The sequence below is a fragment of the Streptomyces sp. GESEQ-35 genome (genome assembly GCF_017948485.1).
Taxonomy (GTDB): Bacteria; Actinomycetota; Actinomycetes; order Streptomycetales; family Streptomycetaceae; genus Streptomyces.
This window is the reverse complement of record NZ_JAFFSX010000022.1, coordinates 186,365-205,616: the sequence shown is the minus strand read 5'-3', so window position 1 is coordinate 205,616 and position 19,252 is coordinate 186,365. Positions and strand designations below refer to the sequence as shown.

14 protein-coding genes are annotated in these 19,252 nt (G+C 69.6%); 7 read left to right on the top strand and 7 right to left on the bottom strand.

The genetic code is table 11. The features are described 5' to 3' along the window. Nucleotides 1–151: 151 nt before the first annotated feature. From iolD to iolC, 4 genes are read right to left on the bottom strand one after another with little or no spacing between them, the layout of a single operon-like run. Nucleotides 152–2,035, bottom strand: coding sequence for a 3D-(3,5/4)-trihydroxycyclohexane-1,2-dione acylhydrolase (decyclizing) (iolD, locus tag KCH87_RS34280; protein WP_210591380.1), 1,884 nt, complete (start codon nucleotides 2,033–2,035; stop codon nucleotides 152–154). Next, nucleotides 2,032–2,853 carry a 5-deoxy-glucuronate isomerase gene (iolB, locus tag KCH87_RS34275; RefSeq protein WP_210591377.1) on the bottom strand — a complete coding sequence of 274 codons (822 nt, stop codon included), beginning with the start codon at nucleotides 2,851–2,853 and terminating at the stop codon, nucleotides 2,032–2,034. Before iolB ends, iolD begins: the two co-directional genes overlap by 4 nt. A 7-nt stretch (nucleotides 2,854–2,860) precedes the next feature. Next, nucleotides 2,861–3,742: a deoxyribose-phosphate aldolase gene (locus tag KCH87_RS34270; RefSeq protein ID WP_210591374.1), complete on the bottom strand. Its 882-nt coding sequence runs from the start codon at nucleotides 3,740–3,742 to the stop codon at nucleotides 2,861–2,863. After that, nucleotides 3,739–4,689 (bottom strand): 5-dehydro-2-deoxygluconokinase, encoded by a 951-nt coding sequence (gene iolC, locus KCH87_RS34265; protein WP_210591371.1) that lies wholly within the window; start codon nucleotides 4,687–4,689, stop codon nucleotides 3,739–3,741. The genes KCH87_RS34270 and iolC overlap by 4 nt, the downstream gene beginning before the upstream one ends. 159 nt (nucleotides 4,690–4,848) lie before the next feature. On the opposite strand from iolC, the gene KCH87_RS34260 reads away from it, so the two are divergent. Next, the gene (locus KCH87_RS34260) at nucleotides 4,849–5,766 is read left to right on the top strand and encodes a sugar phosphate isomerase/epimerase (RefSeq protein ID WP_210591368.1); all 918 of its coding nucleotides are present in this window, start codon (nucleotides 4,849–4,851) and stop codon (nucleotides 5,764–5,766) included. Between the two features lie 347 nt (nucleotides 5,767–6,113). Further along, nucleotides 6,114–6,314, top strand: coding sequence for an AlpA family transcriptional regulator (locus tag KCH87_RS34255; protein WP_210576679.1), 201 nt, complete (start codon nucleotides 6,114–6,116; stop codon nucleotides 6,312–6,314). Between the two features lie 12 nt (nucleotides 6,315–6,326). Here the strand turns inward: KCH87_RS34255 and KCH87_RS34250 are convergent, their stop codons facing one another. After that, nucleotides 6,327–7,370 (bottom strand): zinc-dependent alcohol dehydrogenase family protein, encoded by a 1,044-nt coding sequence (locus KCH87_RS34250; RefSeq protein WP_210591366.1) that lies wholly within the window; start codon nucleotides 7,368–7,370, stop codon nucleotides 6,327–6,329. Nucleotides 7,371–7,574: 204 nt separating this feature from the next. Here KCH87_RS34250 and KCH87_RS34245 point away from each other — a divergent pair, with 204 nt between their 5' ends. Both KCH87_RS34245 and KCH87_RS34240 read left to right on the top strand, forming a co-directional pair. Further along, complete coding sequence (locus KCH87_RS34245; protein ID WP_210591363.1) at nucleotides 7,575–7,790, top strand: heavy-metal-associated domain-containing protein; 216 nt, start codon at nucleotides 7,575–7,577, stop codon at nucleotides 7,788–7,790. A 25-nt stretch (nucleotides 7,791–7,815) separates the two neighbouring features. Then, nucleotides 7,816–10,044, top strand: a complete 2,229-nt coding sequence (locus KCH87_RS34240) for a cation-translocating P-type ATPase (RefSeq protein ID WP_210591360.1) — start codon at nucleotides 7,816–7,818, stop codon at nucleotides 10,042–10,044. A gap of 746 nt (nucleotides 10,045–10,790) precedes the next feature. On the opposite strand, the gene KCH87_RS34235 is transcribed toward KCH87_RS34240, so the two are convergent. Beyond that, nucleotides 10,791–12,080, bottom strand: coding sequence for a citrate synthase (locus tag KCH87_RS34235; protein WP_210591356.1), 1,290 nt, complete (start codon nucleotides 12,078–12,080; stop codon nucleotides 10,791–10,793). Between the two features lie 232 nt (nucleotides 12,081–12,312). Continuing rightward, on the bottom strand, nucleotides 12,313–14,589 hold the full coding sequence (locus tag KCH87_RS34230) for an ATP-dependent RecD-like DNA helicase (protein ID WP_210591353.1): 2,277 nt from the start codon (nucleotides 14,587–14,589) through the stop codon (nucleotides 12,313–12,315). 149 nt (nucleotides 14,590–14,738) lie between these two features. Between KCH87_RS34230 and KCH87_RS34225 the strand changes: the two genes are divergently transcribed. Genes KCH87_RS34225 through KCH87_RS34215 form a run of 3 tightly spaced genes read left to right on the top strand, consistent with a single transcriptional unit; the run spans nucleotide 14,739 to nucleotide 19,226 of the window. Next, entirely contained in the window at nucleotides 14,739–15,770 is a 1,032-nt protein-coding gene (locus KCH87_RS34225; RefSeq protein WP_210591352.1) for a LacI family DNA-binding transcriptional regulator, read from the top strand. Next, nucleotides 15,767–17,287 carry a sugar ABC transporter ATP-binding protein gene (locus KCH87_RS34220; RefSeq protein ID WP_210591350.1) on the top strand — a complete coding sequence of 507 codons (1,521 nt, stop codon included), beginning with the start codon at nucleotides 15,767–15,769 and terminating at the stop codon, nucleotides 17,285–17,287. Before KCH87_RS34225 ends, KCH87_RS34220 begins: the two co-directional genes overlap by 4 nt. Further along, entirely contained in the window at nucleotides 17,277–19,226 is a 1,950-nt protein-coding gene (locus tag KCH87_RS34215; protein ID WP_210591348.1) for a substrate-binding domain-containing protein, read from the top strand. The genes KCH87_RS34220 and KCH87_RS34215 overlap by 11 nt, the downstream gene beginning before the upstream one ends. The last annotated feature ends 26 nt before the right edge of the window (nucleotides 19,227–19,252 follow it).

Below are 19,252 nucleotides of genomic sequence, written 5' to 3'. Positions count from 1 at the left end.
GCGTCGACCTCGTCGACGGTCGCGAACGCGACCTTCGTGGTGACCACGCCGGTGGCAGGGTCGGTGACCGGCCCGTACGTACCCGACGCGCCTTCGACGGTCTTGCCGCCGATCCAGTGGTTGACGATCTTCGTCATGACCAAGAACTCCTTCACAGATGGCGGCGTCGGGTAGAGACGTGCCGGTCGTACTCCTCGCGGGCCTTCACCGCCGACGGTCGGGTCGCGGTCTCGGCCACAGGTACATCCCACCAGGCTTGCGCCGGAGGCGCGCCCGACACTGTGTCTGCCGTTTCGGTCTCGACGTAGACACATGTGGGAATGTCGGCGGCGCGCGCCTCGGCGAGCGCCTCCCGCAGGTCGGCCACGGTCTTCGCGCGCAGCACGCGCATGCCGAGGCTGGCCGCGTTGGCGGCGAGATCCACCGGCAGCGGAGCGCCCGCGTACGTACCGTCCTCCGCCCGGAAGCGGTACGCGGTGCCGAACCGCTCGCCGCCCACCGACTCCGACAGACCGCCGATCGACGCGTACCCGTGGTTCTGCACGAGCAGCATCTTGATCGCGATGCCCTCCTGCACGGCCGTCACGATCTCCGTCGGCATCATCAGATAGGTGCCGTCGCCGACCAGCGCCCAGACGGGCCGGTCGGGTGCCGCGAGCTTCACACCGATCGCGGCCGGGATCTCGTAGCCCATGCAGGAGTAGCCGTACTCCAGGTGGTACTGGTCCGCCGACCGCGCCCGCCACAGCTTGTGCAGATCGCCCGGGAGCGAACCGGCCGCGTTGATGATGATGTCCGACTCGTCGACGACGGCGTCCAGGGCGCCGATGACCTGCGGCTGCGTCGGCCGTACGTCGGGCTCCTCGGCCTCGAAGCAGGCGTCGACGCGCTGCTCCCAGCGCTCCTTGTCCTCGCTGTACTCCGTGACGTACGCCTCCGTGACCCGGTGGTCGTGCGTCTGAAGCGCCCCGGTCAGCTCGGCGAGACCGCTGCGGGCGTCCGCGATCAGCGGCAGGCCGGACAGCTTGTGGCCGTCGTACGAGGCGATGTTGAGGTTGAGGAAGCGGACGCCCGGGTTCACGAACAGCGTGCCGGAGGCGGTGGTGAAGTCCGTGTACCGGGTGCCGACACCGATCACCAGGTCGGCGGTGCGGGCGAGTTCGTCCGCCGTCGCCGTGCCGGTGTGGCCGACGGCGCCCACGTCCTGCGGGTGGTCGAAGCGGAGTGAGCCCTTGCCCGCCTGCGTCGAGGCGACCGGAATGCCGGTGGTGCGGGCGAACTCCTCCAGCGCCTCCTCGGCGCGGCTGTGGTGGACCCCGCCGCCGGCCACGACCAGCGGCCGCCGAGCCGCGCGGATCGCCGTCACGGCCTCGGCGAGTTCCGTCGGGTCGGCTCCGGGCCGTCGTACGACCCAGGTCCGCTCGGCGAAGAACTCGTCCGGCCAGTCGTACGCCTCGGCCTGAACGTCCTGCGGGAGAGCGAGCGTCACCGCGCCGGTCTCCACCGGGTCGGTGAGCACGCGCATCGCCTGGAGGGCCGCCGGCATCAGCGCTTCGGGGCGGTGGATCCGGTCGAAGTACTTCGACACCGGGCGCAGGCTGTCGTTGACCGACACATCGCCCGCGTACGGGACTTCGAGCTGCTGGAGGACCGGGTCGGCGGGGCGGGTGGCGAAGGTGTCGCCGGGGAGGAGCAGGACCGGGAGGTGGTTGATCGTGGCGAGGGCGGCGCCGGTGACGAGATTCGTCGCGCCGGGGCCGATGGAGGTCGTCACCGCGTGCGTGGACAGACGGTTCGACTGACGCGCGTAACCGATCGCCGCGTGCACCATGGACTGCTCGTTGCGGCCCTGGTGGTACGGCATGTCATCGCCGTACTCGATCAGTGCCTGGCCGAGTCCGGCGACGTTGCCGTGGCCGAAGATGCCCCAGGTGGCGTCGATCAGGCGGCGGCGGACGCCGTCCCGCTCCGTGTACTGCGCGGCGAGGAAGCGCACCAGCGCCTGCGCGACCGTCAGCCTCGTCGTTGAGGTCATCGGTAACCCCCAGTGCTTTCTACGTGGTCCGGGTGGAAGCAGATCCGCCACTCCCGCGTCTCGCCGGGCCCCGCCATGACGTTCAGGTAGTACATGTCGTGGCCGGGCTCGGCGATCGACGGGCCGTGCCATCCGTCGGGGACGAGGACGGCGTCTCCGGAGCGGACCTCCGCGAGGACGTCGGATCCGCCCTCACGAGAGGGAGATACGCGCTGATAGCCGAAGCCGTTCGGACCGTCGATCTCGAAGTAGTAGATCTCCTCGAGCTCCACTTCCTCACCCGGCCGGTGCTCGTCGTGCTTGTGCGGCGGATACGAGGACCAGTTGCCGCCGGGCGTGATCACCTCGACCGCGATGAGCTTGTCGCACGCGAACGCGTCGGCGGAGGCGAAGTTGCGCACCTGGCGTGTGCAGTTGCCGCTGCCGCGCTGCTCGACGGGAACCTCCGGCGCGGGGCCGTAGCGGGCGGGGAGTCGTCGCTCGCACTTCGCTCCTGCCAGGGCGAAGCGGCCTCCCGCGCCGGAGGCGATCTGTACCCGGGCGTCACGGGGCGCGTACGCGAAGTCGGAAACCGACGCGAACACGTCCTTGCGACCCAGGAGTTCGAATACTTCGTCCTCCACTTGCACCGTGCAACCACCGTTGAGCGGCACCACGATCCACTCGCTGTCACCGGTGGTGAAGGTGTGCGAACCACCCGCCTCCAGCTCGACGATCCGCAGGCTGGAGTGGGTCCAGCCGGCCAGCTTGGGGTCGATGTCGAGCGCGTAGTACGCGTCGGCGGTGGTGCCCTTCGGAACGTACAGCTCGTTGCTCATGCGGCCCTCACAGCAGTCCTACGGCGGTGTCCACGGCGGCGGCCACATCGCCGTCCGCCGGGTACAGCAGCGAACGGCCGACCACCAGACCACGGACCGTGGGCAGTTGGAGGGCGCCGCGCCACTTCTCGTACGCGCCGTCCTGGTCGTCGCCGACATCCCCGCCCAGCAGCACGGCGGGCAGCGTGGAGGTCTCCATCACCCGCGCCATGTCGTCCGGGTTGTCGGTGACGGGAACCTTCAGCCAGGTGTATGCCGAGCTGCCGCCCAGACCGGAGGCGATGGCGATCGACTTGGTGACGGCGTCGGCGGAGAGATCGTTCCGGAGTCTCCCCTCGGCCGTACGAAGGCTGATGAACGGTTCGACGAACAACGGGAGCCCGCGGGCGGCCATGTCGTCGATCGCGCGGGCCGTGGACTCCAGGGTGGTGAGGGAGCCCGGGTCGTCGTAGTCGATCCGCAGCAGCAGCTTGCCCGCGTCGAAGCCGAGGCGCTCGATGTCCTGGGGGCGGTGGCCGGTGAAGCGGTCGTCGAGTTCGAAGGAGGCGCCCTGGAGGCCGCCGCGGTTCATCGAGCCCATGACGACCTTGCCGTCCAGGGCGCCGAGCAGCAGCAGGTCGTCCAGGATGTCGGCGGTGGCGAGGACACCGTCGACGCCGGGTCTGGCGAGGGCCAGGCAGAGGCGTTCGAGCAGGTCGACGCGGTTGGCCATGGCGAACTTGCGGTCGCCGACGCCGAGCGCGCCGCGGGCGGGGTGGTCGGCGGCGACGATCATCAGACGGCCGGAGTCGCCGATGAGCGGGCGGCGCCGGCGGCGGGCGGCCGCTTCGGCGATCGCCTCGGGGTGTTGGCTGCGGGTGCGGACCAGCGCCTCGATGTCGACGCTCACAGCACGGCTCCCGCGGTCAGGGCGGCTTCCACTTCGACCGGTGTCGGCATCGCGGAGGAGCACTCCAGCCGGGAGGCGACGATGGCGCCGGCCGCGTTGGCGTGCCGCATGATCTTCTCCAGGTCCCAGCCCGCGAGGAGGCCGTGGCAGAGGGAACCGCCGAAGGCGTCACCGGCGCCAAGGCCGTTGAGGACGTTCACGGGGAGGGGCGGGACTTCGGCGCTCTCGCCCTTGCTGTTGACCGCGAGGACACCCTTGGGGCCCTGCTTGACGACGGCCAGTTCCACACCGGCGTCGAGGAGGGCGCGGGCCGCGGCGTGCGGCTCACGGACGCCGGTGGCGACCTCCACCTCGTCGAGGTTGCCGACCGCGACGGTGGTGTGGCGGAGGGCTTCGGCGTAGAAGGGGCGGGCCGCGTCCGGGTCGCTCCAAAACATGGGGCGCCAGTCGAGGTCGAAGACCGTCGTACCGGCCTTGGCCCGGTGCGCGAGGGCCGCGAGGGTCGCCGTACGGCTGGGCTCCTCGCTCAGGCCCGTGCCGGTCACCCAGAAGATGCTCGCCTCGCGGATCGCGTCGAGATCGAGCTCATGGGCGTCGATCTCCAGGTCCGGGGCCTTGGGACGGCGGTAGAAGTACAGCGGGAAGTCGTCCGGCGGGAAGACCTCGCAGAAGGTCACGGGGGTCGGCAGCCCGGCGACCGGGGTGACCCAGCGGTCGTCGACGCCGAAGTCACGCAGGGCCTCGTGGAGGTACGTGCCGAACGGGTCGTCTCCGGTACGCGTGATCACGGCGGTACGGCGGCCGAGGCGGGCCGCGGCCACCGCGACGTTGGTCGCCGAGCCGCCGAGGAACTTGCCGAAGGTCGTCACCTGCGGCAGCGGGACGCCCGTCTGGAGCGGATAGAGGTCCACGCCGATCCGTCCCATGGTGATCAGGTCGTACGCCATCGCGTTCCCTTCATGCCCGGCTCACCGTCGTCTCGGCTCGCACGGTCGTATCGGCTCTCTCCGGCTTTCTAGCCCCGCGCGCCGAGCCCTGTCAATGTTTTGTCCAGACATTCGGACCAGACCTTGACACGCCTGCTGTGCGCACGGAGGCTGGCCGCCATGACGTCGTTGTCACCTCAGCCCTCACTGTCCCGCATCCGGATCGGCTCGGCGCCCGACTCCTGGGGTGTGTGGTTCCCCGACGACCCCCAGCAGGTTCCCTGGCGGCGCTTCCTGGACGAGGTCGCGCAGTCCGGCTACGAGTGGATCGAACTCGGCCCGTACGGCTATCTGCCGACCGACCCCGACGTGCTCGCCGAGGAGACCACGAAGCGTGGCCTCAAGGTGTCGGCCGGGACGGTCTTCACCGGGCTGCATCACGGCGAGGCCGTGTGGGAGAAGACGTGGGCGCATGTCGCGGACAACGCGGTGCTCGCGCAGGCGATGGGCGCGAAGCACCTGGTCGTCATCCCGTCCTTCTGGCGGGACGACAAGACCGGTGAGGTGCTGGAGCCGAGTTCGCTGACGGCCGAGCAGTGGCGGAACCTCAGCTCGCTGACCGAGCGGCTGGGGAGCCGGGTGCGGGAGGAGTACGGCCTGAAGATCGTCGTCCACCCGCACGCCGACACCCACATCGACAGCGAGGAGAACGTCGTCCGGTTCCTGGACGGGACGGACTCCGACCTGGTCTCGCTGTGCCTGGACACCGGGCACTACGCGTACTGCGGTGGGGACAGCGTCAAGCTCATCGAGACGTACGGGGAGCGGATCGGGTATCTGCACCTCAAGCAGGTGGACCCCGAGATCCTCGCGGATGTGCGGGCGCGGGAGATTCCGTTCGGGCCGGCGGTTGCGCGGGGCGTGATGTGCGAGCCGCCGGCCGGAGTGCCCGCGCTGGGGCCGGTGCTGGATGCTGCGCAGAAGCTGGATGTCGATCTGTTCGCGATCGTCGAGCAGGACATGTATCCGTGTGAGCCGGACACGCCGTTGCCTATTGCTCAGCGGACCCGGGCGTTTCTGAGGTCGTGCGGGGCGTAAGGGCGCCTACTGGTCTGCCGGGTTCTGTTGTGGGGCGAGTGCGGGTCGTGGGGGGCTTGTCGCGCAGTTCCCCGCGCCCCTAGGGGCGTTGCAAGATGGGCTTGTTGTCAATGCGGCGCGCCTGAATCCGGCGTACGCCTTTGCTGCGCTTGTGTCACAAACGCCCCCCTCGTGTCACACATGTCGCGTGTACGCCGGTCTTCCGTCACACCCGGTGCACAGGCCCTGTCCTGCGCTCACGCTGCGTCGTTCACCGGACACAGGCTTTGTGATCGCCAGCGCAGCGCCCGGTACCCCCGACGGCCGTCCCCGGTCGCCGCCGCGGTGCGCGCAGGGAGGTGCACCTCATGACCGACCGAAGGCTCTGGTCCTACAAGGAGATCGCGGCGCACATCCGGGTGCAGCCGGACACCGTGCGGTCCTACCGCAAGCACGGGCTGCTGCCGCCACCCGATCACGTGGAGGGCGGCAAGCCCTACTGGTACGCGGACACCGTCCGGGCGTGGGTCGCCTCCCGCCCGGGCAACCGCGCCCGTAGAGAGGACTGAACGCCGGCGCTGTCAGGCCCACGGCGCGATGACCGTGACGCCCGCTCCCGGTGCCGTGCCCATCGCGGCGAGGGTGGCGGGCGTCGCGTCCAGGGTGATGGTGGAGGTGACGAGGAGGTCGGGGCGCAGGGCGCCGGTCCGGACCAGTTCCAGCATCGGAGGGTAGGTGTGGGCGGCCATGCCGTGGCTGCCGAGGAGTTCGAGTTCCAGGGCGATCGCGCGGGCCATCGGGACGGGGGTGGTACCGGTGGGCGAGGGCAGCAGGCCGACCTGGATGTGACGGCCACGGCGGCGCAGGCCGTTCACCGAGGCGGCGCAGGTCGCGGGGGCGCCGAGGGCGTCCAGGGAGAGGTGGGCGCCGCCGCCCGTCAGCTCGCGGATCGCCGCTGCCGTGTCCGGCGTCCGCGTCCCGTCCACGCACTCCGCCGCCCCGAACTTCCTTGCCAGGCCCAGGGCTTGGGCGGACACGTCGACAGCGATCACCCGTGCCCCCGATGCGGCCGCGATCATCACCGCCGACAGACCCACGCCCCCGCAGCCATGCACCGCGACCCACTCCCCCGCCGCCACCCGGCCCTGCTGCACCACCGCCCGGAACGCCGTCGCGAACCGGCAGCCCAGCGAGGCCGCCGTCCCGAACGACATGCCGTCCGGTACGGCGACGAGGTTGACGTCGGCGTGGTCCAGCGCCACGAACTGGGCGAAGGAGCCCCAGTGGGTGAAGCCGGGCTGGGTCTGGCGCTCGCACACCTGCTGGTCGCCGGCCGCGCAGGACGCGCAGGTGCCGCAGGCGCAGACGAACGGGACGGTGACCCGGTCGCCGGGGTGCCAGGCGGTCACCCGGTCGCCCACCGCCTCGACCACGCCGGCGAGTTCATGGCCCGGTACATGCGGCAGCGTGATGTCCGGGTCGTGGCCCTGCCAGCCGTGCCAGTCGCTGCGGCAGAGGCCGGTCGCTTCGACCCGTACGACCACTCCGTGGGGTGCGGGGGTTGGGTCCGGCGTCTCCTTTACCTCGGCCGGCTCGCCGTACTGCTCGAACATCACTGCGCGCATGTTGTCTTAGCCTCCGAGGTGGGTGCCGCGATGTGCCGGTATGCGTCTGCGGCACCATCGTGGCTGGTCGCGCAGCTCCCCGCGCCCCTTACGGCGAAGACGGCGCCCCTTTTGGAGAAGGTACCCCCTAGGGGTATAGTCTGTAAGCACGGGGCTCCCCCGTGGGCCCCGTAGGCCCCACATGCCTCCACGAGGAGTAACGACATGAGCATCAGCGCCACGTACAAGGTCAGCGGGATGAGCTGCGGGCACTGCGAGGGCGCCGTCTCCGGCGAGATCTCCGAACTCCCCGGCGTCAGCTCGGTGAAGGCCGTCGCGTCGACCGGCGAGGTCACCGTCATCTCCGAGGCCGCGCTGGACGAGACGGCCGTGCGCGCCGCCGTCGACGAGGCCGGTTTTGAACTCGTCGGCACGGTCTGAGAGCACCCCGAGAGCCCCTGAGCGCATGACCGGCACCGCCACCACCGCTCCGGCACCGATAGCCGCGACCTCCGAGGTCGAGCTGCTCATCGGCGGGATGACCTGCGCCTCCTGCGCGGCCCGCGTGGAGAAGAAGCTCAACCGCATGGCCGGCGTGACGGCCACGGTGAACTACGCGACGGAGAAGGCAAAGGTCACGTACCCCGCGGACACCGAGGTCGCGGACCTGATCGCCACGGTCGTCAAGACCGGCTACACGGCCGAGGAACCCGCGCCCGTCAGCGCGGAGCCGGCGCCCGAGGACCCCGAACTCACGTCCTACCGGCACCGCTTCACCGTCTCCGCGCTCCTCGCGATCCCGGTCATCGTGCTGTCGATGGTCCCGCCCCTCCAGTTCGACAACTGGCAGTGGCTCGCGCTGACCCTCGCCGCGCCCGCCGTCATCTGGGGCGGATGGCCTTTCCACAAGGCCGCCTGGACGAATCTCCGACACGGCGCGGCCACCATGGACACGCTGGTCTCCCTCGGCACGCTGGCCGCGTTCGGCTGGTCCCTGTGGGCGCTGTTCTTCGGTGACGCGGGCATGCCGGGCATGCGGGAGAGCTTCCGGCTGACCGTGGGCGGCATGGACGGCGCATCGACCATCTACCTCGAAGTGGCGTCCGGCGTCGTCGCGTTCATCCTGCTGGGCCGCTATCTGGAGGCCCGCTCCAAGCGCAGCGCGGGGGCGGCCCTGCGGGCACTCATGGAGCTGGGCGCGAAGGACGTCGCCGTCGTGCGGGACGGGCGTGAGGTGCGGATTCCGGTGGCCCGGCTGGCGGTCGGCGACCGGTTCGTCGTACGGCCCTGCGAGAAGGTCGCCACGGACGGGACGGTCGTGGAGGGTTCCTCCGCCGTCGACGCCTCCATGCTGACCGGCGAGTCCGTGCCGGTGGACGTGACGGTCGGGGACACGGTCACCGGCGCCACGATCAACGCGGGTGGCCGGCTGGTCGTCGAGGCCGTGCGGGTCGGCGCCGACACCCAACTCGCCCGGATGGCGAAGCTGGTGGAGGACGCGCAGAACGGCAAGGCCGAGGTGCAGCGGCTCGCCGACCGGATCTCCGGGGTCTTCGTGCCGGCCGTCATCCTCATCGCGGTCGCCACGTTCGGCGCCTGGCTCGGCCTCACCGGTGACGCCGTCGCCGCGTTCACCGCGGCCGTCGCGGTCCTGATCATCGCCTGTCCGTGCGCGCTGGGCCTGGCCACTCCGACCGCCCTGATGGTCGGCACCGGCCGCGGCGCGCAACTCGGCATCCTCATCAAGGGCCCCGAGGTCCTGGAGTCCACGCGCCGCGTCGACACCGTCGTCCTGGACAAGACCGGAACGGTCACCACCGGCCGTATGACCCTTCAGAAGGTGTACGTCGCCGAAGGCACCGACGAGACGGAGCTGCTGCGCCTTGCCGGCGCCCTGGAGCACGCTTCCGAGCATCCCGTCGCCCGGGCGGTGGCCGTGGGCGCCGAGGAGCGCGTCGGGACGCTGCCACCGGCCGAGCGGTTCGAGAACGTGCCGGGGCGCGGAGCACGCGGGCGCGTGGAGGGCCGCGAGGTGGCCGTGGGGCGCCTCTACGAGACGCTGCCCGAGGAGTTGACCCGGGCGAAGGGCGAGGTCGAGAGCAGCGGTCGTACGGCCGTCGTCGTCGGCTGGGACGGAGCGGCACGCGGTGTCGTCGCCGTCGCGGACGCGGTCAAGGAGACCAGCGCCGAGGCGGTGCGCGAACTGCGCGCCCTCGGACTCACGCCGGTGCTGCTGACCGGGGACAACCGGGCGGTGGCCTCGACGGTCGCGCGGGCCGTCGGGATCGCGGAGGTGATCGCCGAGGTGCTGCCCGAGGACAAGGTCGACGTCGTACGGCGGCTACAGCGCGAGGGGCGGACGGTCGCCATGGTCGGTGACGGCGTCAACGACGCGGCCGCGCTCGCCACCGCCGATCTCGGGCTGGCGATGGGTACGGGGACGGACGCGGCGATCGAGGCGAGCGATCTGACCCTCGTACGCGGGGATCTGCGGGTTGCCGCGGACGCGATCCGGCTGTCCCGGAGGACGCTGTCCACGATCAAGGGAAACCTTGTATGGGCGTTCGGATACAACGTGGCCGCGCTGCCGCTGGCCGCCGCCGGGCTGCTGAACCCGATGATCGCGGGGGCGGCGATGGCCTTCTCGTCCGTGTTCGTGGTGACGAACAGCCTCCGCCTGCGCACATTCCGCTGAAGTTACCGCCAGTTACACGGAAGTAGAGGTGAGAAGGCCTCTAGAGTCCGACGCAAGCCTCACATAAGCTCTTCACAAGGCTCGCGCATCATCCTTACGCTTGAGCTCCGATCACCGTATCGGGGCTCTTGCGTATCTAAAGGACATATGCAAGAGACGCAGATCACAGTGATGCGAAGGTAACCATCGAAGGGGTTCGAAGGTCTAAGTTGACGATGTCAGAAAGCGTCTTGGGGGGCGCCGACTGACGTCTGGGGATGTCTTGGGGGACTTCCTCAGAGCTGCGTTGCCGGGGCACGTGCTACGGGGAGCTTTGAGCGGCCCTCCCGATCGTGCGCTGTCCCGGCAGACCGCACACCCCAGGAGTACGACGAGTTCCGCTCGTTTTGCTCAAAGGCTGCCTCGGCAGTTTGCTCGACAGCGATTCAGGCGCTGGTCTCTCACAGACGCCCGGCCGGATCCCGTGGGGGGAATCCGCACCGGGACATGGGAAGGCGCCCTGATCGTCGGCCCGTGGGGGGACCGGCGCAGGGCGCCTTCCTCTTTTTTGTCTTTTTTCCCTCGGGGCCTGACGACCGTCGCGCCAGGCCCGGCGTCTACGCGATCAGCGTGCCTCGACCGGAACGAAGTCCCGCTCCACGACGCCCGTGGCAGTGCTGACCCGGGGGACACCCCCCGGACCCCCGGCCGCAGGGCCCGGCCCCGGTGACGGGCGCCAGTGGATCGGCGCCCCTCACCGGCGGGTGTCAGCGCGCCTCGACCGGAACGAAGTCCCGCTCGACAACGCCCGTGTAGATCTGGCGCGGGCGGCCGATGCGGGAGCCCGGCTCCTTGATCATCTCGTGCCACTGGGCGATCCAGCCCGGGAGGCGGCCGAGGGCGAAGAGGACCGTGAACATCTCGGTCGGGAAGCCCATGGCGCGGTAGATCAGGCCGGTGTAGAAGTCGACGTTCGGGTAGAGGTTGCGCGAGACGAAGTAGTCGTCGGAGAGCGCGTGCTCCTCCAGCTTCAGCGCGATGTCCAGCAGCTCGTCGGACTTGCCGAGGGCGGACAGGACGTCGTGCGCGGCAGCCTTGATGATCTTCGCGCGCGGGTCGAAGGACTTGTACACCCGGTGGCCGAAGCCCATCAGGCGGACGCCGTCCTCCTTGTTCTTCACCTTGCGGATGAAGGAGTCGACATCGCCGCCGTTGGCCTGGATGCCCTCCAGCATCTCCAGCACCGACTGGTTGGCGCCGCCGTGCAGCGGGCCCCAGAGCGCGGAGATACCGGCCGAGATCGAGGCGAACATGTTCGCCTGCGAGGAGCCGACCAGACGCACCGTGGAGGTAGAACAGTTCTGCTCGTGGTCCGCGTGCAGAATCAGCAGCTTGTCGAGGGCGGCCACGACGACCGGGTCGAGGTCGTACTCCTGCGCCGGGACCGAGAAGGTCATGCGGAGGAAGTTCTCGACGTAGCCGAGGTCGTTGCGCGGGTAGACGAACGGGTGGCCGATCGACTTCTTGTACGCGTACGCCGCGATCGTCGGGAGCTTGGCGAGCAGACGGATGGTGGAGAGGTTGCGCTGCTTCTCGTCGAACGGGTTGTGGCTGTCCTGGTAGAAGGTGGACAGCGCCGAGACGACCGACGACAGCATCGCCATCGGGTGGGCGTCGCGCGGGAAGCCCTTGTAGAAGTTCTTGACGTCCTCGTGCAGCAGGGTGTGCTGCGTGATGTCGTTCTTGAACGTGGTGAGCTCGTCAACGGTCGGCAGCTCGCCGTTGATCAGCAGGTAGGCGACCTCCAGGAAAGTGGAGCGCTCGGCCAGCTGCTCGATCGGGTAGCCGCGGTACCGCAGGATGCCCGATTCGCCGTCCAGGTAGGTAATGGCGGATTTGTACGCGGCGGTGTTGCCGTAACCGCTGTCCAGCGTCACCAGACCGGTCTGGGCGCGGAGCTTGCCGATGTCGAAGCCCTTGTCACCGACGGTGCTGTCGATCACCGGGTAGGTGTACTCGCCGTCGCCGTACCGCAGTACTACAGAGTTGTCGCTCACGTCTTCCCTCACCGACGTTGTGCCTCATCTTCGAGGTTGCCCTGACTGTCTCTACCATCCCCCATTTGGCGCAGGAGAGTGCACTCGGGGTCGACCATTGGGCCTATTGGCGGCACTGAGTGCCGCCAACTTCCTCATCCTGCCCCTTCTACTTCCCCATCTGCTAGTGCTGTGTGACCCAAACGACTCATTTGATCGATCATTTTTCGTGCGACCCCCGCCCGGCCCCGCGTCACCCCTCCAGGGGCCGGGGCGAGAGCCTGAAGTCGAGTGCCGTACAGCGGCGTCCGGCGGACACCGTGCGCACCGCCTGTCCGATCGCCTTGCGGGAACCGACGAGGACGACCAGCTTCTTGGCCCGGGTGACCGCGGTGTACAGCAGGTTCCGCTGAAGCATCATCCAGGCCCCGGTGGTGACCGGGATCACCACCGCCGGATATTCACTCCCCTGCGAGCGGTGGATGGTCACGGCGTACGCATGGGCGAGCTCGTCCAGTTCGTCGAACTCGTACGGAACCTCCTCGTCCTCGTCCGTCAGTACCGTCAGGCGCTGGTCGACCGGGTCGAGTGCGGTGACCACGCCCACGGTGCCGTTGAAGACACCGTTCTTCCCCTTCTCGTAATTGTTGCGAATCTGGGTGACCTTGTCGCCGACCCGGAAGACGCGGCCGCCGAACCGCTTCTCGGACAGGTCGGGGCGGCCGGGTGTGATCGCCTGCTGGAGCAGGCCGTTGAGGTTGCCGGCGCCTGCGGGCCCTCGGTGCATGGGGGCGAGCACCTGGACGTCGCGACGCGGGTCGAGGCCGAACTTGGCCGGAATGCGCCGTGCCGCGACATCGACGGTGAGCCGGCCGGCCTCCTCGGTGTCGTCCTCGACGAAGAGGAAGAAGTCCTTCATGCCGTCGGTGACCGGGTGCTGCCCGGAGTTGATCCGGTGCGCGTTCGTCACGACGCCCGACTGCTGGGCCTGGCGGAACACGCGCGTGAGGCGGACGGCGGGGATGGGGCCGCCGTCGGCCAGCAGATCCCGGAGCACCTCGCCGGCGCCGACGCTGGGCAGCTGGTCGACGTCCCCGACGAACAGCAGATGCGCTCCCGGGGGCACCGCCTTCACCAGCTTGTTGGCGAGGAGGAGGTCCAGCATGGAGGCCTCGTCCACGACCACCAGGTCGGCGTCCAGGGGCCGGTCCTTGTCGTAGGCGGCGTCCCCGCCGGGCCTCAGCTCCAGCAGCCGGTGGACGGTGGAGGCCTCGGCGCCGGTGAGTTCGGCGAGACGCTTGGCGGCGCGGCCGGTGGGGGCGGCGAGGACGACTTTCGCCTTTTTGGCGCGGGCCAGCTCGACGATGGACCTGACCGTGAAGGACTTGCCGCAGCCGGGCCCGCCGGTGAGGACCGCGACCTTCTCCGTCAGCGCCAGCTTCACGGCCGCCTCCTGCTCGGGGGCGAGCTCGGCGCCCGTACGCCCCTTCAGCCAGCCGAGGGCCTTCTCCCAGGCCACGTCATGGAAGCCGGGCATCCGGTCCTCGTCGGTGCGCAGAAGGCGCAACAGCTGGGCGGAGAGGGAGAGTTCGGCGCGGTGGAAGGGGACGAGGTAGACCGCGGTGACGGGGTCGCCGCCCTCCGAGCCGGGGACCTTCTCCCGTACGACACCGGGCTCGCCGGAGTCCTCGTCGGGCAGGGCCAGTTCGGCGAGGCACTCGATGACCAGGCCGGTGTCCACCTGGAGCAGCTTCACCGCGTCGGCGATCAGCTGTTCCTCGGGCAGAAAGCAGTGGCCCTGGTCGGTGGACTGCGAAAGGGCGTACTGAAGGCCCGCCTTGACGCGCTCCGGGCTGTCGTGCGGGATGCCGACGGACTGGGCGATCCTGTCGGCGGTGAGGAAGCCGATGCCCCAGACGTCGGAGGCCAGCCGGTAGGGCCGGTTCTTCACGACGGAGATGGAGGCGTCGCCGTACTTCTTGTAGATACGGACGGCGATGGAGGTGGAGACCTCGACGGTCTGGAGGAAGAGCATGACCTCCTTGATCGCCTTCTGCTCCTCCCAGGCGTCGGCGATCTTCTTGGTCCTCTTGGGGCCGAGCCCGGGGACCTCGATGAGCCGCTTGGGCTCCTCCTCGATGATCTGAAGCGTGTCCAGCCCGAAGTGCTGTGTGATGCGGTCGGCGAAGACCGGCCCGATGCCCTTGACCAGCCCTGAGCCGAGATAGCGGCGGATGCCCTGGACGGTGGCCGGGAGGACCGTCGTGTAGTTCTCGACGGTGAACTGCTTGCCGTACTGCGGGTGCGAGCCCCAGCGGCCCTCCATGCGCAGCGACTCGCCGACCTGGGCGCCGAGCAGCGCGCCGACGACGGTCAGCAGATCGCCGCCGCCGCGGCCGGTGTCGACTCTGCCGACCGTGTAGCCGTTCTCCTCGTTGGCATACGTGATCCGCTCCAGGACGCCTTCGAGTACGGCCAGGTGCCGCTCCCCCTGCGCCGCCTGCTTCGGACCGCCCGCCTGATTCGACATGATCCGACGCTACCGCCGGGCTCTGACATCACGATCCGGTCTCGCACTCTTGCCAACGCTCGTGTAATCGATTCCAATCCTCTGTACGCAATCGATGTAATCGATTCCATGCCTTCACGGGCATGCATCCACAAGGAGGTGGAGCGGCGATGGCGAGCATCAAGGACGTCGCTGCCGAGGCGGGGGTCTCCGTCGCCACGGTGTCGCGGGTCCTGAACGACCATCCGTCGGTCAGCGCGGACGCACGCACGCGTGTGCTGGCTGCCGTCGAGGTGCTGGGCTACCGCCCGAACGCCGTCGCCCGTTCGCTGCGCACCGACCAGACCCACACCTTCGGGCTGGTCATCAGCGATGTGCTCAACCCGTACTTCACCGAGCTGGCCCGCTCCGTCGAGGAGGAGGCCCGCGCCCTCGGTTACAGCGTGATCATCGGGAACGCCGACGAGCGGCCCGAGTTGCAGGACCACCACGTACGGAATCTGCTGGACCGGCGGATCGACGGGCTGCTGGTGTCCCCCACCGACGGCGGCTCCCCGCTGATGCTGGACGCCGCGCGGGCCGGGACGCCGATGGTCTTCGTGGACCGGTGGATTCCCGGCGTGGACGTGCCGGTCGTGCGGGCCGACGGACAGGCCGCCATCCGGGATCTCGTCGCGCATCTGCACGGGCTCGGGCATCGGCGGCTCGCCATCATCGCGGGCCCCGCCGCCACCACCACCGGCAGCGAGCGCGTCACCGCCTTCCGGGAAGCCCTGGCCGAGTACGGCATTCCCCTCCGGGACGAGTACATCGGCATGGGCGACTTCCAGGCCGAGAGCGGGCGCCGGGTCACCGAGGGCTTCCTCGATCTGGCCGAGCCGCCCGAGGTCGTCTTCGCCGCCGACAACCTGATGGCGCTCGGCGCGCTGGATGCCGTACGCGCGCGTGGGCTGCGTGTTCCCGACGACATCGCGCTCGCCGCGTTCGACGACATCCGCTGGTTCGTGCACACCGATCCGCCGATCACCGCGATCGCCCAGCCGACCGGAGAGCTGGGGCGGGCCGCCGTCCGGGCGCTCGTGGACCGCATCGAAGGCCGGCCCCCCAAGTCCGTCACCCTCCCCGCCCGGCTCGTCGTACGCCGCTCGTGCGGCGAGCCCGCTCCCCCAGAGCCGTCCCCCGCACAAAGGAGCAATCCGTGAGCAACCCGGACGAGTTGCTGCGCATCGAAGGCATACGCAAGACCTTCCCCGGCGTGGTCGCGCTCGACAGCGTCGACTTCGACGTACGGCGCGGCGAAGTGCATGTGCTGCTCGGTGAGAACGGCGCCGGCAAGAGCACCCTCATCAAGATGCTCTCCGGCGCCTACACGCCCGACGCAGGGCGGATCCTGGCCGGTGGCGAGGAGGTGCGCATCCACGGTGCGCAGGACTCCGAGCGCCTCGGGATCGCCACCATCTACCAGGAGTTCAATCTCGTTCCCGATCTGACGGTCGCCGAGAACATCTTCCTGGGCCGCCAGCCGCGTCGCCACGGGATGATCGACCGCAAGCGGATGGAGGCCGAGGCCGCCGTCCTGCTGAAGCGAGTCGGCGTGCACGTGTCGCCACGCGCGCGTGTCCGTGAACTCGGTATCGCGCGCCTCCAGATGGTCGAGATCGCGAAGGCGCTCAGCCTCCACGCGCGCGTGCTCATCATGGACGAGCCGACCGCGGTGCTCACCTCCGAGGAGGTCGAGAAGCTGTTCTCCATCGTGCGCACGCTGCGCGAGGACGGCGTCGGGATCGTCTTCATCACCCATCACCTGGAGGAGATCGCCGCCATCGGCGACCGGGTCACCGTCATCCGCGACGGCAAGAGCGTCGGACAGGTCCCGGCCGGCACGCCCGAGGACGAGCTCGTACGCCTGATGGTCGGGCGGTCGATCGAGCAGCAGTACCCGCGGGAGCGGGCCGAGGCCGGGGACGCCCTGCTCAAGGTGGAGGGGCTCACCCGGGACGGCGTCTTCCACGACGTGTCCTTCGAGGTGCGCGCCGGTGAGGTCGTCGGCATCGCGGGGCTCGTCGGCGCCGGTCGTACGGAGGTCGTACGGGCCGTGTTCGGAGCCGATCCGTACGACAAGGGTGCCGTGAAGGTGGGCGGTACCTCCTTGCGCGGCCATGACGTGGGCGCGGCCATGACCGCCGGGATCGGGCTCATCCCCGAGGACCGCAAGGGACAGGGGCTGGTGCTGGACGCCTCCGTCGAGGAGAACCTCGGGCTGGTCACGATGAGGGCCACCTCCCGTGCCGGTCTCGTGGACCTCAAGGGGCAGCGGGAGGCGGCCGCGCGCATCGCCGGGCAGCTCGGTGTACGCATGGCCGGACTCGGCCAGCACGTACGGACGTTGTCCGGCGGCAACCAGCAGAAGGTCGTCATCGGCAAGTGGCTGCTCGCCGACACCAAGGTGCTGATCCTCGACGAGCCGACGCGCGGGATCGACGTGGGCGCCAAGGTCGAGATCTACCAGCTCATCAATGAACTCACCGCCCAGGGTGCGGCCGTACTGATGATCTCCAGCGATCTGCCCGAGGTGCTCGGCATGAGCGACCGGGTGCTGGTGATGGCACAGGGCCGGATCGCGGGCGAACTGGCCGCCGACGAGGCGACGCAGGACGCGGTGATGGCACTCGCCGTCAGCATCCCTACTACCGAAGTGGAGGCCACCCGTGGCCACTGACACGCTCAAGGGCACAACGGGCGCGAGTGGCGCCACGAACGGCCTGCGCCGCCTGCTGCTCGACAACGGCGCGCTCACCGCGCTCATAGTCCTCGTCATCGCCATGTCGGCGCTGTCGGGCGACTTCCTGACGACGGACAACCTCCTCAACGTCGGCGTCCAGGCGGCCGTGACCGCCATCCTCGCCTTCGGTGTCACCTTCGTGATCGTCTCGGCGGGCATCGACCTGTCGGTCGGCTCGGTGGCGGCCCTGTCGGCCACCGTCCTTGCCTGGAGCGCCACTTCGGAAGGCGTCCCGGTCGTCCTCGCCGTGCTCCTGGCGATCGCCACCGGTATCGCGTGCGGCCTGGTCAACGGCTTTCTGATCTCGTACGGCAAGCTCCCGCCGTTCATCGCGACGCTCGCCATGCTGTCCGTGGCCCGCGGTCTGTCCCTGGTGATCTCGCAGGGCTCCCCGATCGCCTTCCCCGACTCGGTCTCGCACCTCGGGGACACGCTGGGCGGCTGGCTGCCGGTGCCCGTCCTGGTCATGATCGTCATGGGGCTCATCACGGCCTTCGTGCTGGGCCGGACGTACATCGGCCGCTCCATGTACGCGATCGGCGGCAACGAGGAAGCGGCCCGGCTGTCGGGTCTGCGGGTGAAGAAGCAGAAGCTCGCGATCTACGCCTTCTCCGGGCTGTTCGCGGCGGCCGCGGGCATCGTGCTCGCCTCGCGGCTGTCCTCCGCGCAGCCGCAGGCCGCGCAGGGCTACGAGCTCGACGCCATCGCGGCGGTCGTCATCGGTGGCGCCTCCCTCGCCGGCGGTACCGGCAAGGCGTCCGGCACCCTGATCGGCGCGCTGATCCTGGCGGTGCTGCGCAACGGCCTCAACCTGCTGTCCGTGTCGGCCTTCTGGCAGCAGGTCGTCATCGGTGTGGTGATCGCGCTGGCAGTGCTGCTGGACACCGTGCGCCGCAAGGCCGGGGCGACTCCGGTGACGACCGGCGGGGGCGGCAACAAGGGCAAGCAGGCGGTGACGTACGTCCTCGCCGCGGTGGTCGCGGCCGCCGTGGTCGGCGCCACCTCGCTGCTGCACGGCGGCTCTTCAAGCACGGCTCAGCAGAAGATCGGCCTGTCGCTGTCGACGCTCAACAACCCGTTCTTCGTGCAGATCCGGGCCGGTGCGCAGGAGGAGGCGAAGAAGCTGGGCGTCGACCTGACCGTGACCGACGCGCAGAACGACGCCTCGCAGCAGGCCAACCAACTCCAGAACTTCACCAGCGAGGGCCTCGGCTCGATCATCGTCAACCCGGTGGACTCGGACGCGGCAGGCCCGTCGGTGCAGGCCGCCAACACGGCCGACATCCCCGTCGTCGGCGTCGACCGCGGCGTCAACAACGCGGATACGGCCGCGCTGGTCGCCTCCGACAACATCGCGGGCGGCAAGCTGGGCGCCGAGGCGCTCGCCGAGAAGCTGGGCGGCCAGGGCACGATCGTGATCCTTCAGGGCCAGGCCGGTACGTCCGCGAGCCGTGAGCGCGGCGCGGGCTTCGCCGCCGGACTGAAGGAGTACCCGGGCATCAAGGTCGTCGCCAAGCAGCCCGCGGACTTCGACCGCACCAAGGGCCTGGACGTGATGACGAACCTGCTCCAGGCGCACCCCGATATCAACGGTGTCTTCGCCGAGAACGACGAGATGGCGCTCGGGGCGCTCAAGGCGCTGGGTTCGAAGGCCGGGAAGTCGGTCCAGGTCGTCGGTTTCGACGGCACTCCGGACGGTCTGAAGGCGGTCGAGGCGGGCACCCTGTACGCGTCCGTGGCTCAGCAGCCCAAGGAGCTCGGGAAGATCGCCGTGGACAACGCCGTCCGGGCGGCCGAAGGAAAGAACGTCAGCAAGACGGTGAAGGTGCCGGTGAAGGTGGTCACGAAGGAGAACGTGGCCGGCTTCGGCGGCTGACCCACCTCGACCGACCAGAGCTGACC